The organism is Pseudarthrobacter sp. 01T43, assembly GCF_056398665.1.
The window spans coordinates 329,500-343,883 of record NZ_JBFTPV010000002.1 but is presented as its reverse complement, the minus strand read 5'-3'; the positions used below and the strand labels follow the sequence as shown (position 1 = coordinate 343,883).

Sequence of the window (14,384 nt, the reverse complement as noted above, 5' to 3'; positions counted from 1 at the left end):
GGCGCACGGCGTGGCAATATGGGCGTATCAGCAGATCCGCCCGGATCCGATGATTGCAGAAGGAGAGATTAAGATGGCAGGCCAGGAACAGCAGCAGCCACAGTCGCGGGACAGCGAAGTCGACGAAGACATCCCCGAGGCGCCACCTGCGGCCCCGGATGCGCAGGCCTCGGCCGCCACCCAGGGCGTCGATGACCTTCTGGACGAAATCGACGGCGTCCTTGAGTCCAACGCCGAAGAATTCGTCCGCGCCTTCGTCCAAAAGGGCGGCCAGTAACCCGGATCCCAGCGGGGCGGTAGCCGCACCGGCCGGAAGCTGTACCGACGTAGTAGGACCACGTTCAAGGAGTGCACCAGTGCAGGAATCAACCGCCAATCAGGTAGCCGGCAACGCGACGTCGTCATTTACCGAGCATCTGCAGCGGGACCGGCCGGACCTGCTTCCCTACAACCGTTCAGTGACACCGACAACAGCACCGGCAGCTCCGCTGCAAGTGCCGCACGCGACCACCATCGTGGCGATGAGCTACGGCGGTGGCGTGCTGATGGCCGGTGACCGGCGCGCGACGATGGGCAACGTCATTGCCAGCAGGCACATCGAGAAGGTCTTTCCGGCGGACCGGTACTCAGTACTGGGCATTGCGGGCACCGCCGGTATCGCCATCGACCTGACGCGGCTCTTCCAGGTGGAGTTGGAGCACTACGAAAAAATCGAAGGCACGCTCCTCAGCCTGGACGGTAAGGCCAACAGGCTTGGTGCCATGATCCGCGGGAACCTGTCCATGGCCCTGCAGGGACTCGCCGTGGTTCCCCTGTTTGCGGGTTTTGACACGACCGCCGGGGTGGGCCGCCTCTTTTCCTACGACGTCACCGGCGGCCGGTACGAAGAACGCGAGCACCATACGGTGGGCTCCGGCTCGGTTTTTGCCCGGGGCGCCCTGAAGAAGCTCTGGCGCCCGGGCCTGTCTGAGGCCGAGGCGGTCTCCGTGGCCGTGGAGTCGCTTTATGACGCGGCCGACGACGACTCCGCCACCGGTGGCCCCGACCCCGTCCGCCAGTTGTGGCCAGTGGTATATGCGGTGAACCGCGACGGGGCAAGGCGCATCCCCGAATCGGAGCTTGCGGTGGTTGCGGGAAGCATCATCGAAGCCCGGTCCGCCGAGCGACGGGAGGCCTGAGATGACGCAGCAGTTCTATGTTTCGCCCGAACAACTGATGAAGGACCGTGCTGACTTCGCACGGAAAGGCATCGCCCGCGGCAGGTCCGTGGTGGTCATCAGCTGCCAGGACGGCATTGCCCTGGTGGCCGAGAACCCCTCCCCGTCGCTGCATAAGATCGGCGAGATTTACGACAAAATCGCCTTCGCAGCTGTTGGAAAGTACAACGAATTTGAAAGCCTGCGGCAGGCAGGAGTCCGGTACGCCGATGTCCGTGGGTACTCCTACGACCGCGAGGACGTCACAGCCCGCGGCCTTGCCAGTGTCTACGCGCAAAGCCTCGGCGCGGTTTTTACCGCCGAGCAGAAACCCTTCGAAGTGGAACTTGCCGTCGCCGAGGTCGGCCCGACACCGGAACAGGACCACCTGTACCGGCTGACGTTCGACGGGTCGATCGCGGACGAGCAAGGCTTCATTGTGATGGGTGGCCAGGCGGAGCGGGTCTCAGCCGTTATCGCCGGGGGCTGGCGATCTTCGCTGCGGTTCACTGACGCCGTCCGGCTGGCTATTCGCGGACTGGCCAGCGGTACTGAGCAGGGCGACGCCGGAGCAACCCTTCCGGCCAAGGCTGTCGAGGTTGCCGTCCTGGACAGGCAGTCGGAGACGACCCGCGGTTTCCGCAGGGCGTTCCGACGATTGAACGACGCCGACATCACGGCGCTGCTGGCGGAGGAGGACTGAGATGGACAAGAGGATCTTCGGTATCGAAACCGAATTCGGGATCTCGTATTCGAGCCCCGATTCACGGCCGCTGGCGCCGGAGGAGGTGGCACGGTACCTGTTCCGCAAAGTGGTCAGCTGGGGCCGTTCGTCCAACGTCTTCCTGACCAACGGTTCGCGGCTGTACCTCGACGTCGGCTCCCACCCCGAGTACGCCACTGCGGAATGTGATGACCTCGCACAGCTGATTGCGCACGACCGCGCCGGTGAGCTGATCCTCGATGACCTCGTGGATGAGGCGCAGGCAAGGCTGGCGGCCGAGGGCTTCAACGGCACCGTCTACCTCTTCAAGAACAACACCGATTCTGCCGGGAACTCCTACGGCAGCCACGAGAACTACCTGATCCCGCGCCGCGGCGAATTCTCCCGGCTGGCGGAGATCCTCATTCCCTTCCTGGTGACCCGGCAGCTGATCGCGGGAGCAGGCAAGATCCTGAAGACCCCGCATGGGGCAACCTTCGCGTTTTCGCAGCGCGCAGACCACATCTGGGAGGGAGTCTCGTCGGCCACCACCCGCTCCCGCCCCATCATCAACACCCGGGATGAACCGCACGCTGACGCTGAATTTTTCCGCCGGCTCCACGTCATCGTGGGCGACTCCAACATGTCCGAGACCACGGCCCTCATCAAGGTGGGTACCGTGGATCTGATTCTCCGCATGATTGAGGCAGGAGTGATCATGCGGGACATGCGGATGGAAAACCCCATCCGCAGCATCCGCGAGATCTCCCATGACCTCAGCGGCCGTGCGCTGGTCAGGCTGGCCAACGGCCGCCAGCTCACCGCCCTCGAGATCCAGCAGGAGTACCTGAGCAAGGTCACGGCCTTTGTCCAGGAGCACGGCGCCCACAACCCGCACGTTCCCATGATCCTTGATCTTTGGGAACGGACCCTGAACGCCATCGAGAGCGGCAACACCAGCACCATAGACACGGAAATCGACTGGGCCATCAAGAAGAAACTCATGGACAACTATCGGGAGCGGCACAGCCTGGGCCTGGACGCACCGCGCATCGCCCAGCTGGACCTGACCTATCACGATATTTCGCGGACGCGTGGCCTCTATTACCTGCTGCAGTCCAGGGGCGCCGTCCGCCGCGTCGTGGACGACACCGTCATCAAGGACGCAGTGGACGTGCCGCCGCAGACCACCCGCGCAAAGCTCAGGGGAGACTTCGTCCGCCGGGCACAGGAACTGGGCAGGGACTACACCGTGGACTGGGTGCACCTTAAGCTCAACGATCGGGCCCACCAGACCATCCTGTGCAAGGATCCATTCCGCAGCGTCGACGACCGGGTGGAGGCACTCCTCGGCTCTATGGGCTGACGTTCAGGTTCAGGGGCTATTCTTGACAGGGCCATTCTTTGGCCCTGCAGCGGTGCCGGGCGCCTGTTCCGGTACCGCGTCCACCCTGCCCCGACGAAAGTTCTCTTACGTGCGCCGACTCCTAGCAATCCTTCTCCCCGGTCTGCTGCTGCTTACCGCTTGTGGCGGTTCGCCCGCGGCACCGGAACCCACCAGCCAATCGGCCGGCGACACTGCCAAGTTCGACTCCCTGAAACTGACGGACAACGGGGACAAAAAGGCTCCCGGCGTGGAGTTTTCCAAGCCACTTGAGGTCACGGAGCCCACCGTCAAGGTGGTCACCGAAGGCGACGGCGACGCTGTCAAAGCCAACCAGGTCGCCAACATCTCCATCCTCGCCGTGAGCGGCGCAGACGGTTCCACGCTCGAAGACACCTTCCCGAGCGAGCCGGAAGCACTCGAGCTCAGCGATGACATGAAGACCGGAAACGCTCTCATTTACAACGCTTTTGTGGGCGCGAAAATCGGTTCAACCCTGGCTCTCGCCGTCCCCGGTCAGGCCGCCGCGCCAGCCACCGCCTCACCCGACGGCACCACACCAAGTCCCGCACCCAGCAGCGCTGCCCAGCCCACGCAGCTGTTGCTGATCAAACTGATCTCCGTCAAAGACGTGACGCCACCGCTTGCAAAGCCCGAGGGCGAGACTGTTACGCCGCCGGCCGGCCTCCCCACCGTTAAGGAAAATGACAAGGGTGTTCCAGAGATCTCCGTGGACGGCGCCGCTGCGCCGACTGCCCTCGTCGCCCAGGACCTGATTAAGGGCAAGGGCGTCGAAGTTAAGGAAACTGACACGCTCACCGTCAACTATGTCGGCGTCAACCTCGTGGGCGGTACGAAGTTTGATTCGAGCTTCGACCGCGGCCAGCCCGCCAGCTTCCCCCTGACCGGAGTAATCAAGGGCTGGACCCAGGGACTCGCAGGCAAAACGGTGGGCTCCCGGGTCCTCCTGGTCGTCCCGAAGGACCTCGCGTACGGTGATACCGGCCAGGGCGACGCCAAGGGTGACCTCGTCTTTGTTGTGGATATCCTGGGCGTCAAGTAACTTCCAACCCATCACACACTCAAACAAAAGGAGCACCTATGTCATTTGGTCAGCGCGATTTCGACCGCCAAAAGCCCGAAATTGACTTCCCGCAAGGCGACGTCCCCACCGAACTTGTCATCACGGACCTGATCGAAGGTGACGGTGCCGAGGCCAAGAAGGGCGACACCGTCTCCACCCACTACGTCGGCGTGGCCTGGTCCACCGGCGAAGAATTCGACGCTTCCTGGGGCCGCGGCGCACCGCTGGACTTCCGCGTCGGCGTCGGCCAGGTCATCCAGGGCTGGGACCAGGGCCTGCTGGGCATGAAGGTTGGCGGCCGCCGTCGCCTGGAGATTCCTTCCGAGCTGGCCTACGGCTCCCGTGGTGCCGGTGGAGCAATCGGCCCCAACGAAGCACTGATCTTTGTCGTGGACCTCGTCGGCGTACGCTGATCTGACTACCAAAAGAGCGGAAGGCGCGGTAACAATCAGGAGCTGTTTTCCTGTTGTTGCCGCGCTTTCTGCTTTCCGTGGATGAGTTTAGTAACGTAGCCAGAGTGTCCGTATCCCGTACTGAACGCCTGCTGAACCTGCTGATAGCCCTTCTGAACACCAAATACGGCCTGCGTCGCGCGGAGCTGCGGGTGAAGGTCTATCACGACACCTCCGGCAATGACGTCGCGTTCGGCAGGATGTTTGAACGGGATAAGAACGACCTCCGCCAGTTCGGCTTTGACGTGGAAACCGTGACTGACCACGGCTGGAGCGAGGATGACCCGGCCACCACCCGCTACCGCATCGGCAAGGAATCCAACCGCCTGCCCGACGTCCAACTCAGCCCGGGGGAGTGGACCGTCCTCCTCCTCGCCTCCCAGCTGTGGGAGCGCGCCGCCCTGGGCACCGCCGCCGCCAATGCCCTCCGCAAGCTCCAGGCTTCCGGGACCCTCGCCGACGTCGAACTTCCCGTGGGGGTGCAGCCGCGGATCAGGCCGGCCGGCCAGGCGTTCGATGACGTGGTGGCGGCCATGCACGCCCAGCATCCGGTCAGTTTCCCTTACCTGGCCGGCACCACGGGCAAGGAGGAGCAGCGGACGGTGGAGCCCTGGGGCCTCGGCAGCCGGTTTGGCCAGTGGTACCTGACCGGCTTTGACCGGTCCCGCCAGGCGCCCCGCCATTTCAGGCTCTCCCGCTTCACTGGCCCTGTCTCGGTGCTGGATAAGGAAACCTACTCGCCGCCGCCGAACTTCAATATCCGCGAGGAACTTGACGGGCTTCCCGAACTCCCGCTCCGCACCGCCGTCGTGGACGTCCGGGAAGGCCGCCTCCTAGGCCTGCGCAGGCGCGCGACGCCGGTGCCCGCCAATGACGCGGAAGCGCCCGACGGCGGCGACGAGAGGCTGCACGTGGACTACAGGGACGTTGAGGTACTTGCCGAGGAGCTTGCCTCCTACGGTCCGGACGCCGTGGCCCGCGAGCCCGAAGAACTGGTAGTGGCCGTGCGGCACCGCCTGCACAATGCTGCAACCTTCTGCGCGGCTCCGGTGCCCGGCTACCGGTTCGCTGACTCCCCGCCCGGCCGGTCCGTCCGGAAACGCACCTCCGAGGACCAGCTCAAGCGGATCCTGCAGCTGGTGCCTTTCCTGGTCCACAACCAGGGACTGCACATCCAGGACGTTGCCGCACGCTTCGGCATCACCCCCGGGGAACTGGAAAGTGACCTCCGGATACTCATCTGCTCGGGTCTGCCTGGGGGATACCCGGACGACCTTCTGGACATCCACTGGGAGGAAGGCCACGTCTACATCACCGAGGACCTGGACCTTACCAGGCCGGTCCGGTTCACCGTGGGTGAAGCCTGTGCGCTCCTGACCGGCCTGGAAACACTCAACGGACTGCCTGAACTTGCGGAGGGCGGCGCCCTGGAGTCCGTCACCCTCAAACTGATGGCAGCGGCCGGGGAAGAGGGGCTGCGTGCGGCCTCACTGGCCGGCCCCGAAGTGGGGCCCACGGATTCGGCCGTCCTCGATGTCGTCCGAAGCGCCGTCCGGGACAGGTCCCAACTGCGGCTGGTGTATTTTTCCCCGCAGCGGGACCAGGTCTCCGAACGGGACGTGGACCCGCTCCGCCTGTACTCGCTGGACAACACCTGGTACTTCGAGGCCTACTGCCACTCCGCCGAGGGCTTGCGGAACTTCAGGCTGGACAGGGTCCAGGCGATTGCGCCGAACGGTCAACCCGCCGCCACACAGATCCGGCCTGATGAAGGTTTCCCGGCCAAGTTGTTCACTCCGAACGACGACGACACCACCGTCCGGGTGCAGCTCACTAAACAGGGCGCAGGGCTTGCCGACGACTACTATGCGGAAAGGGTGGCGCCCCTGCCGGACGGCGGGCTGGTGGCCGAAATCCGGTTCGGCAACACCACCTGGCTTCCCATGTTCGTGGCACAGCATGGCGGCGCCGCCCGGATCCTCGAACCGTCAGGGCTTGCGGTTGCAGCGCGGAGCTGGATCGAGGCGGCCCTCGGGCGGTACGGCAGTTAGACTCGTCAGCATGCCTTGGTGGTCTTGGATCCTGATCTGGATAGCGCTTGTTGCGGTGTCCCTGCTCTTTTATGTCCTCTTGGGCATCCGGCTGTACCGGCAGGTCATGGCGGCGCTGAAGGACCTCGGCGCCGCCGGTACGAAACTCGGGCACCTGGCACCGGCCACACCTACCGCCGAACTGCAGCATGCCACGCCAGCCCAGCCGGGCGCAGCCGTTTTTGCCTCCCCGGCACAGATGCGACATGATTACGACGCATCCAAGTCATCCCGCCGGGAGAACCGCCGCCAGAGGCGCGTACAACGAAAGACTGACCGGGGCCAGCCCCAGTCACTTCGCGATCTGGATCTCAGTTAGACGTAGGATGTTGTTAGAGGAAAGGAATTCCCGTGGGAAGACTCTTTGATGGCCCGTGGCCAATTGTCATTATCATCGTCGTTGCGCTGTTGCTCTTTGCTGCGCCTAAACTCCCTGCCATGGCCCGTAGCCTTGGACAGTCCATGCGGATCATCAAATCCGAAGTCAAGGAAATGAAGAACGACGGCAAGACCGATTCCACCGACACCGAGTCAGGACCCGTGGAAGGCAAAATCGTTAATCACCCGCAGGCGAAGCCTGCACCAACTCAGCCCGGTGAGCCGACCAACGGCACCGACGTTCCGCCGTCGAACCGCGCATAACGCAAAGTGGCACTGACGCGGGGCCGTAAATCCAACCCAGAGGGGCGGATGGCACTTTGGGATCACCTCAAAGAGCTCAAGAACCGGCTGATCAAATCGGCAATTGCTGTGCTGCTCGCTGCCGTGGGCGGCTGGTTCCTGTACGACCCCGTCGTCACCAGCCTGTCGGCTCCACTGATTGCCATCGCACATGAAACCGGCCGGACGGCGGTCTTGAACTTTGCGACCATCKCGGACCCGTTCGCCTTCAAGATCCAGATCGCCATCCAGATCGGGCTGGTGATTTCCAGCCCGGTGTGGATCTATCAGGTCTGGGCGTTCATCACCCCCGGGCTGACCCGGAAGGAACGCGGCTACACGCTCGGCTTTATGGCCGCTGCCGTACCGCTGTTCCTGGCCGGCGTATTTGTGGCTTGGCTGGTGTTCCCCACGGTAGTCCGGGCCCTGCTCCAGTTCACGCCCCAGACCGGCGCCAACAACATCTCCGCCACCGACTACCTCACGTTCGCCACGCAGATGCTCCTGATCCTGGGCGTTTCGTTCCTCGTGCCGGTCATTCTGGTGGGCATCAACATGGCCGGTGTGGTGCGGGGCCGGACCATCCTCAAAGCCTGGCGGATCATCGTCTTCCTGGTCTTTGTCCTGGCCGCCCTGGCAGCACCGGGGACGGACGCCTTGTCCATGTTCCTGCTGGCTGCGCCACTCCTGGTCCTGTTTTTCGCCGCGATCGGGCTGTGTATCGTCAACGACAACCGCAAGGACAAGCGGCAGGCTAAACGTGCCGCCGAGACGGACGCAACAGCCGACATCGCGACCCCGGGCAGTGAACTGAATAACCTGTAGCTCCCAGCGCACTAGGCTTGAAGTATGTCCTCTATTTCCGGGCCGCTCTCGCCCTCTGAAAGTTACCGGGCCAGCAGGGAACGCACGGCCGAGGCGCGCACGTACCTTGGCGGGTTTGTCCGCACCCTCGACTTTGAACTTGACGAATTCCAGCGCCTGGCGTGCCAGTCCCTCCAGGAAGGCAGGGGAGTGCTGGTGGCTGCACCGACCGGTGCCGGCAAAACCATCGTCGGGGAATTCGCCATCTACCTCGCGTTGGAGCGGCACCTCAAGGCGTTCTACACCACGCCCATCAAGGCCCTGAGCAACCAGAAATTCACCGAACTCGCTGAGAAGTACGGGGCAGAAAACGTCGGGCTCCTGACGGGTGACACCAGCATCAATGGCGACGCCCCGGTGGTGGTGATGACTACCGAAGTGCTCCGGAACATGCTCTATGCCGACTCCGCCACGCTGGACGATCTCGGCTTTGTGGTCATGGATGAAGTCCACTATCTTGCGGACCGATTCCGCGGCGCAGTCTGGGAGGAAGTGATCATCCACCTCCCCAGCGAAGTCCAGGTTGTCTCGCTCAGTGCAACGGTTTCGAATGCAGAGGAATTCGGGGCGTGGCTGGACACCGTGCGCGGCGACACAGACATCATCGTTTCCGAGCACCGGCCCGTGCCCCTGTGGCAGCACGTGATGGTAGGCCGGGAAATTGTGGACCTGTTCGCCGGGGAAACCACCTTCGACGAAATAGCGCCGCCGGCCGATGCCGAGACAGGAACACCCCTGCCGGTCCGGGAAGAGTTGGCTCCAGGACCGGGCTCCGCCACCCGAGACGGCGCCGCGGGCCGGGGGTTCGAGGTTAACCCCGATCTGCTCGCAATGGCCCGCAGCGAAAGCCGGGAGAGCTTCCGTGGGCGGTTCGGCCACGGCGGGCGGAGCCAGCGCCGGCAGCACGGGCAACGGTCGGACGCCCGCCCCGTACAGGGGGCCCAGCCCGGCGCTGTCCGGAGGGCCAGCCGGCCGCAGGTGATCGCCAGCCTTGACCGCCAGGACCTGCTGCCCGCCATCACCTTCATTTTCTCCCGGGCCGGCTGCGACGCCGCCGTGGCGCAGTGTGTCTCTTCGGGTCTCTGGYTGACCACGGAGAAGGAGCAGCGGATCATCGCCCAGCGCGTTGACGAGGCCGGGCAGGATATCCCGTCTGAGGACCTGGACATCCTGGGCTTCTGGACGTGGCGGGAGGGCCTGCTGCGGGGTTTCGCCGCCCACCACGCGGGCATGCTGCCCACCTTCAAGGAAGTAGTGGAGAAACTCTTCGTCGAGGGCCTGGTCAAAGCTGTTTTTGCCACCGAGACTCTCGCCTTGGGCGTGAACATGCCTGCCCGTTCCGTCGTCCTGGAGAAGCTGGACAAATTCAACGGCGAAGCCCACGTGGACATCACGGCGGGGGAATACACCCAGCTGACGGGACGAGCCGGCCGCCGGGGCATCGACGTCGACGGCCACGCCGTTGTCCTCTGGCAGCCGGGTACCGATCCGGCCGCGGTGGCAGGCCTTGCCTCACGCCGGACGTACCCCCTGACGTCAAGCTTCCGGCCTACATACAACATGAGCATCAATCTGCTGGCCCAGTTTGGCAGGGCCCGGGCCCGGGAAATCCTCGAGTCCTCGTTCGCGCAGTTCCAGGCAGACCGCTCCGTGGTGGGGCTCGCCAAGCAGGTGCGCAGCAGGGAAGAGTCCCTCACCGGGTACGCCAAATCCATGACATGCCACCTCGGTGACTTTACCGAGTACGCCCGGCTGCGCCGGGAACTGTCCGACGCCGAAGATGTCACCTCACGCACCAAGTCCCGCGCCCGGAAGTCCCTGAACGAAGACTCACTTGCCCGGCTGATGCCCGGTGACGTGGTTGACGTGCCGGGAGGGCGTGCACCCGGGCTGGCCGTTGTGCTGAGTTCGGACCACAGTGGCCGGGAGCCGCGGCCGGCCGTCCTGACCCTCGACAACCAGCTCCGCCGGATCGGCACCGAAGACCTCGAAGGCCCCATTTCTCCCCTGACCCGGATTCGGATTCCCAAGGCGTTCAACGCCAAGGTCCCTAAGTCCCGGCGCGACCTCGCCTCCTCAGCACGGAATGCCTTGCGTGAAAACCGGCCGCCAGCCCCCGGCCGAAGCACGGACTTCGGGTTGAGCAGCGTCATGCCCAACCAGGAGAAGCGGATCACGGAGCTTCGCCGCGCACTCCGGGCTCACCCCTGCCACGGCTGCAGCGAGCGTGAGGACCATGCCCGCTGGTCAGAGCGCTGGTGGAAACTGCGCCGTGAAACGGACGGTTTGGTCCGCCAGATCCAAGGCCGCACCAACACCATCGCCAAGACCTTTGACCGAGTGTGCGACGTCCTGTCGGCCTACGGCTACCTGGAGGCCGGTGCGGATGGTCGCCAGTCCATCAGTTCCGACGGCCAGCGCCTCCGCCGGATCTACGGCGAGAAGGACCTCCTGATCTCCCAGTCACTGCGTTTGGGCGCCTTCAGTGACCTTGACGCCGTCGAAGTTGCAGCCCTGGCGAGCGTCCTGGTCTACCAGGCCAAACGCGAGGACAGGGGCCTCCGCCCGCGGATGCCGAGCATCGCGCTCGAATCGTCGGTGGACCTGGTGGTCCGTGAATGGTCAGCCCTGGAAGACGTGGAAGAACAAAACAAGCTGCCGCTGACCGGCGAACCGGAGCTGGGCCTGGTGTGGCCCATGTACAAGTGGGCGAAGGGCCGGCACCTCCAGGAGGTGCTGAACGGCACGGACCTGGCGGCCGGTGACTTTGTGCGCTGGGTCAAACAGGTCATCGACCTCCTGGACCAGTTGGCCAAGATTCCCGGCCTGGATCCGCGGCTGGCCCGGCTGTGTTCCGAAGCCATTTCCCTGATCCGCCGCGGAGTTGTCGCGTACTCCTCAGTTCTCTGAGGCAACAGCCAGCAGGCCTCCCAAAACATACTTCTTTCACTGACCGGCAGCACTTGCTGCGTCCCTAATCCAGGAGACTTGCCCCATGACTGAACGTTCCACCGTGCCCGCCCCGTCCGAACGGAAGGTGGTCCTGTACCGCAACGGCTCTGTGTACTCTGCAGCGGATCCGTTGGCCACCGCCATGGTGGTGGACGGCGACACCGTTGCCTGGGTGGGCTCCGAACAGGCGGCGTCCTCGATCGCCGATTCGTCCATGGAGATCATCGATCTCCATGGGGCCCTCGTCGCCCCGGGGTTTGTGGACTCCCATGTCCACCTCACAGAGACCGGGATTGCCCTGGATGCCCTGCAACTCGGCGGTGTCCGGTCCGCCCGGCAACTCCTCGACGCCGTGTCGGCTTCCCGGGGTGAAGGCCCTATCCTCGGCCACGGCTGGGACGATTCCGCATGGGAGGATCCTGCCCTGCCCACCGCCGATGAACTGGAGCTGGCGGCCGGCGGCCGTCCTGTCTTCCTGTCCAGGGTGGACGCGCATTCGGCCCTGGTGTCCTCCTCACTCGCCGCCGATGCCGGTCTGGCCGGGCTCGACGGCTACGACTCGGGCGCTCAGGTCTTGCGCGCCGCGCACACTGCGGCACGCCAGGCAGCTCGGCGCCTTCCTGACTTCCGCCTCCGTGGCTACCAGCTGCGCGCCCTCAAGGAAGCGGCTGAAAACGGCTACGTGGCTGTCGCGGAGATGGCGGCGCCGCACATCGGTGGAGTCGCCGATCTTCGGCTCGCCGCCGCCTGGAACACTGACACCGCCGAGGGAGCCGTGCCGGAAGTGCTTCCCTACTGGGGCGAACTGGCCACGTCGGAGGAACACGCCAAACACCTGCTGGACGGGCTCGGCGTCTCCGTGCGCGGCCTCGCCGGCGACCTGAACATCGACGGTTCCCTGGGTTCCCGGACGGCTGCCTTGCGGGACGGCTACACCGACGCGCCGGGGGAACGGGGCAGCCTGTACGTCACCGCTCGGCAGGCCGGCGCCCACCTGGCAGCCTGCTCCCTCCTGGGCATCCAGGGCGGCTTCCACATCATCGGTGATGCCGGGCTCGACGCCGCACTGGAGGCCCTGGAGCTCGCCGCCGCTGAAGTGGGGGAGCAGCGGATCCGTGCTGCCGGCCACCGTTTCGAGCATGTGGAATTAGCGGATACGGGAGCCGTTCAGCAGCTTGCCCGGTACTCCGTCACTGTCAGCGCCCAGCCCCGCTTCGACGCCGCATGGGGGAACGACGGCGGGATGTACCAGCAGCGCCTCGGTGACCGCAGCCGGTCCATGAACGCGTTTGCCTCGTTCTATTCGGCGGGCGTTCCCATTTGCTTCGGCAGCGACGGCCCGGTGACGCCGCTGCGGCCCTGGTCGAGTGTGCGGGCCTGCCTGGAACACCACAACCACGACGAGCGGATCTCGGCCCGTGCTGCATTCCTTGGCCATACCCGGGCGGGCTGGCGTGCCGCCAGGTACCACAACCCCATGGCCGGACAGCTGGTTCCTGGTGCGCCGGCCAGTTTCGCTGTTTGGGACGTCGAAGAACTGATGGTCCAGGTTGCGGACGGGCGCGTGCAGTCCTGGAGCACGGATCCGAGGGCGCGCACGCCCCTGCTTCCGGCGCTGGACACGGGCAGGGACCCGGTGTGCCTGCAGACCGTCAGGGACGGCCGCGAGCTGTTTTCCAGTCCGGCGCTGCGTTCCTGATCCGAAGCGCAGGCCAGCGCCCTATAATGGGTAGTTGCGCCTGCCAGCCAGTGACTCCGCTGATGATCAGGTGCTCCGACCGCTCCCGTCCAGGAAAGGCCCTTTGTGCGCGTCCTCACCATTATTCCGACTTACAACGAGCTGGAATCGCTGCCCAAGACCCTCCAGCGCCTCCGGGCAGCCGTCCCCGCCTCGGACGTACTGGTGGTGGACGACAACAGCCCCGACGGTACCGGACAGCTGGCGGACAGCATCGCTGCCGATGACGCACAGGTTCACGTCCTTCACCGCAAGGGCAAGGAGGGCCTCGGCGCTGCCTACATTGCCGGGTTCAAGTGGGGCCTTGAGGCCGGCTACGAGATCCTGGTGGAAATGGATGCCGACGGTTCCCACCAGCCCGAACAGCTGCCCCAACTGCTGGAAGCCGTTGAACAGGGCGCCGACCTGGCGATGGGTTCCCGGTGGGTGCAAGGGGGCAGCGTGGTCAACTGGCCGCTGTACCGGCAGGCGATCTCACGCGTTGGCAGCACGTACGCACGGCTGATGCTCGGCTTGAAGATCAAGGACGTCACCGGCGGTTACCGCGCCTTCCGGAGGTCCACGCTGGAAAAACTCAACCTCGACCAGGTCGATTCGGTGGGTTACGGCTTCCAGGTGGACCTGGCGTGGCGGGTAGCCAAAATGGGCCTCAGGATCGAAGAGCGACCCATCACGTTCGTCGAACGGGAACTGGGTGCGTCCAAAATGAGCGGCAACATTGTGGTTGAGGCCATGATCAACGTCACCCGGTGGGGCCTGCAGTCACGCTGGAATAAGCTCCGGGGCAAGCAGGAGCCGGCTCAGGGCTAGACCCCGCTCGCACGGCGGCAAGAACCCGTCCGTTCACGTCGCCGGTCGGCCCTTCCAACTTGTTCAGTGTGCCTCGGTCAAAGAGGCTGTGACCGCCGGTGGGTCAGGCGCTGCGCCGTTCACCGCGGCGTTCGCGCAGGATGGTCAGCCGGTCTTCGAGAATCTGCTCAAGCTCCGGGAGGGAACGCCGTTCCAGCAGCATGTCCCAGTGGGTACGGACAGCTTTTTCGTTGCTGGTATCGGGCCGTTCGCCGTCTACCAGGAGCGCTTCCTTGCCGGTCTTGGAAACCCACACAGGAGGAATGTCAGCCTCTGAAGAGAACGTGACGAAAACCTGCTCGCCGTCCTCGCACCGGTATTCCACACGCTGACGCGGGGCCGGCTCGACGCCGGACTCGGTCTCCATGCTCTGCGCGCCAAGGCGCATACCCCGCAGGCTGCGATCGCTCAT

General features: G+C 64.8%; 14 protein-coding genes. 13 read left to right on the top strand and 1 reads right to left on the bottom strand.

Annotated elements, in window-relative coordinates; all coding sequences use genetic code 11:
• Positions 1 to 73 precede the first annotated feature (73 nt).
• The 13 genes from AC1DIM_RS03215 (at position 74) to AC1DIM_RS03155 (ending at position 13,933) form a co-directional block, all read left to right on the top strand.
• The gene (locus AC1DIM_RS03215; RefSeq protein WP_255770229.1) at positions 74 to 277 is read left to right on the top strand and encodes a ubiquitin-like protein Pup; all 204 of its coding nucleotides are present in this window, start codon (positions 74 to 76) and stop codon (positions 275 to 277) included.
• Between the two features lie 79 nt (positions 278 to 356).
• A complete protein-coding gene (prcB, locus tag AC1DIM_RS03210; RefSeq protein ID WP_477709044.1) occupies positions 357 to 1,178 on the top strand; it encodes a proteasome subunit beta in 822 nt (273 codons plus the stop codon).
• 1 nt (position 1,179) lies between these two features.
• A complete protein-coding gene (gene prcA, locus AC1DIM_RS03205) occupies positions 1,180 to 1,899 on the top strand; it encodes a proteasome subunit alpha (protein ID WP_477709043.1) in 720 nt (239 codons plus the stop codon).
• A gap of 1 nt (position 1,900) precedes the next feature.
• A complete protein-coding gene (gene pafA / locus AC1DIM_RS03200) occupies positions 1,901 to 3,265 on the top strand; it encodes a Pup--protein ligase (RefSeq protein WP_477709042.1) in 1,365 nt (454 codons plus the stop codon).
• A gap of 109 nt (positions 3,266 to 3,374) precedes the next feature.
• Positions 3,375 to 4,346, top strand: a complete 972-nt coding sequence (locus AC1DIM_RS03195) for an FKBP-type peptidyl-prolyl cis-trans isomerase (RefSeq protein WP_477709041.1) — start codon at positions 3,375 to 3,377, stop codon at positions 4,344 to 4,346.
• A 38-nt stretch (positions 4,347 to 4,384) separates the two neighbouring features.
• Positions 4,385 to 4,780 (top strand): FKBP-type peptidyl-prolyl cis-trans isomerase, encoded by a 396-nt coding sequence (locus AC1DIM_RS03190; protein ID WP_056340002.1) that lies wholly within the window; start codon positions 4,385 to 4,387, stop codon positions 4,778 to 4,780.
• A 104-nt stretch (positions 4,781 to 4,884) separates the two neighbouring features.
• Positions 4,885 to 6,870: a helix-turn-helix transcriptional regulator gene (locus tag AC1DIM_RS03185; RefSeq protein WP_477709040.1), complete on the top strand. Its 1,986-nt coding sequence runs from the start codon at positions 4,885 to 4,887 to the stop codon at positions 6,868 to 6,870.
• Between the two features lie 10 nt (positions 6,871 to 6,880).
• Positions 6,881 to 7,228, top strand: coding sequence for a hypothetical protein (locus tag AC1DIM_RS03180; protein ID WP_477709039.1), 348 nt, complete (start codon positions 6,881 to 6,883; stop codon positions 7,226 to 7,228).
• A 32-nt stretch (positions 7,229 to 7,260) separates the two neighbouring features.
• Positions 7,261 to 7,551: a Sec-independent protein translocase subunit TatA gene (gene tatA, locus AC1DIM_RS03175; protein WP_477709038.1), complete on the top strand. Its 291-nt coding sequence runs from the start codon at positions 7,261 to 7,263 to the stop codon at positions 7,549 to 7,551.
• 48 nt (positions 7,552 to 7,599) lie between these two features.
• Complete coding sequence (gene tatC, locus AC1DIM_RS03170) at positions 7,600 to 8,394, top strand: twin-arginine translocase subunit TatC (protein WP_477709037.1); 795 nt, start codon at positions 7,600 to 7,602, stop codon at positions 8,392 to 8,394.
• A 24-nt stretch (positions 8,395 to 8,418) separates the two neighbouring features.
• Positions 8,419 to 11,343, top strand: a complete 2,925-nt coding sequence (locus AC1DIM_RS03165; RefSeq protein WP_477709036.1) for a DEAD/DEAH box helicase — start codon at positions 8,419 to 8,421, stop codon at positions 11,341 to 11,343.
• A gap of 85 nt (positions 11,344 to 11,428) precedes the next feature.
• Positions 11,429 to 13,084, top strand: a complete 1,656-nt coding sequence (locus tag AC1DIM_RS03160; protein WP_477709035.1) for an amidohydrolase — start codon at positions 11,429 to 11,431, stop codon at positions 13,082 to 13,084.
• A gap of 105 nt (positions 13,085 to 13,189) precedes the next feature.
• Positions 13,190 to 13,933, top strand: coding sequence for a polyprenol monophosphomannose synthase (locus tag AC1DIM_RS03155; protein WP_477709034.1), 744 nt, complete (start codon positions 13,190 to 13,192; stop codon positions 13,931 to 13,933).
• A 103-nt stretch (positions 13,934 to 14,036) separates the two neighbouring features.
• On the opposite strand, the gene AC1DIM_RS03150 is transcribed toward AC1DIM_RS03155, so the two are convergent.
• Positions 14,037 to 14,384 (bottom strand): RNA polymerase-binding protein RbpA, encoded by a 348-nt coding sequence (locus AC1DIM_RS03150; RefSeq protein ID WP_477709033.1) that lies wholly within the window; start codon positions 14,382 to 14,384, stop codon positions 14,037 to 14,039.

What these genes read in the sequence shown, in the direction of transcription:
- AC1DIM_RS03190 (WP_056340002.1), top strand. Translation starts at nt 4,385, where the DNA reads ATGTCATTTGGTCAGCGCGATTTCGACCGCCAAAAGCCCGAAATTGAC.
- AC1DIM_RS03150 (WP_477709033.1), bottom strand. Translation starts at nt 14,384, where the DNA reads ATGAGCGATCGCAGCCTGCGGGGTATGCGCCTTGGCGCGCAGAGCATG.
- AC1DIM_RS03215 (WP_255770229.1), top strand. Translation starts at nt 74, where the DNA reads ATGGCAGGCCAGGAACAGCAGCAGCCACAGTCGCGGGACAGCGAAGTC.
- pafA (WP_477709042.1), top strand. Translation starts at nt 1,901, where the DNA reads ATGGACAAGAGGATCTTCGGTATCGAAACCGAATTCGGGATCTCGTAT.
- prcA (WP_477709043.1), top strand. Translation starts at nt 1,180, where the DNA reads ATGACGCAGCAGTTCTATGTTTCGCCCGAACAACTGATGAAGGACCGT.
- AC1DIM_RS03160 (WP_477709035.1), top strand. Translation starts at nt 11,429, where the DNA reads ATGACTGAACGTTCCACCGTGCCCGCCCCGTCCGAACGGAAGGTGGTC.
- AC1DIM_RS03180 (WP_477709039.1), top strand. Translation starts at nt 6,881, where the DNA reads ATGCCTTGGTGGTCTTGGATCCTGATCTGGATAGCGCTTGTTGCGGTG.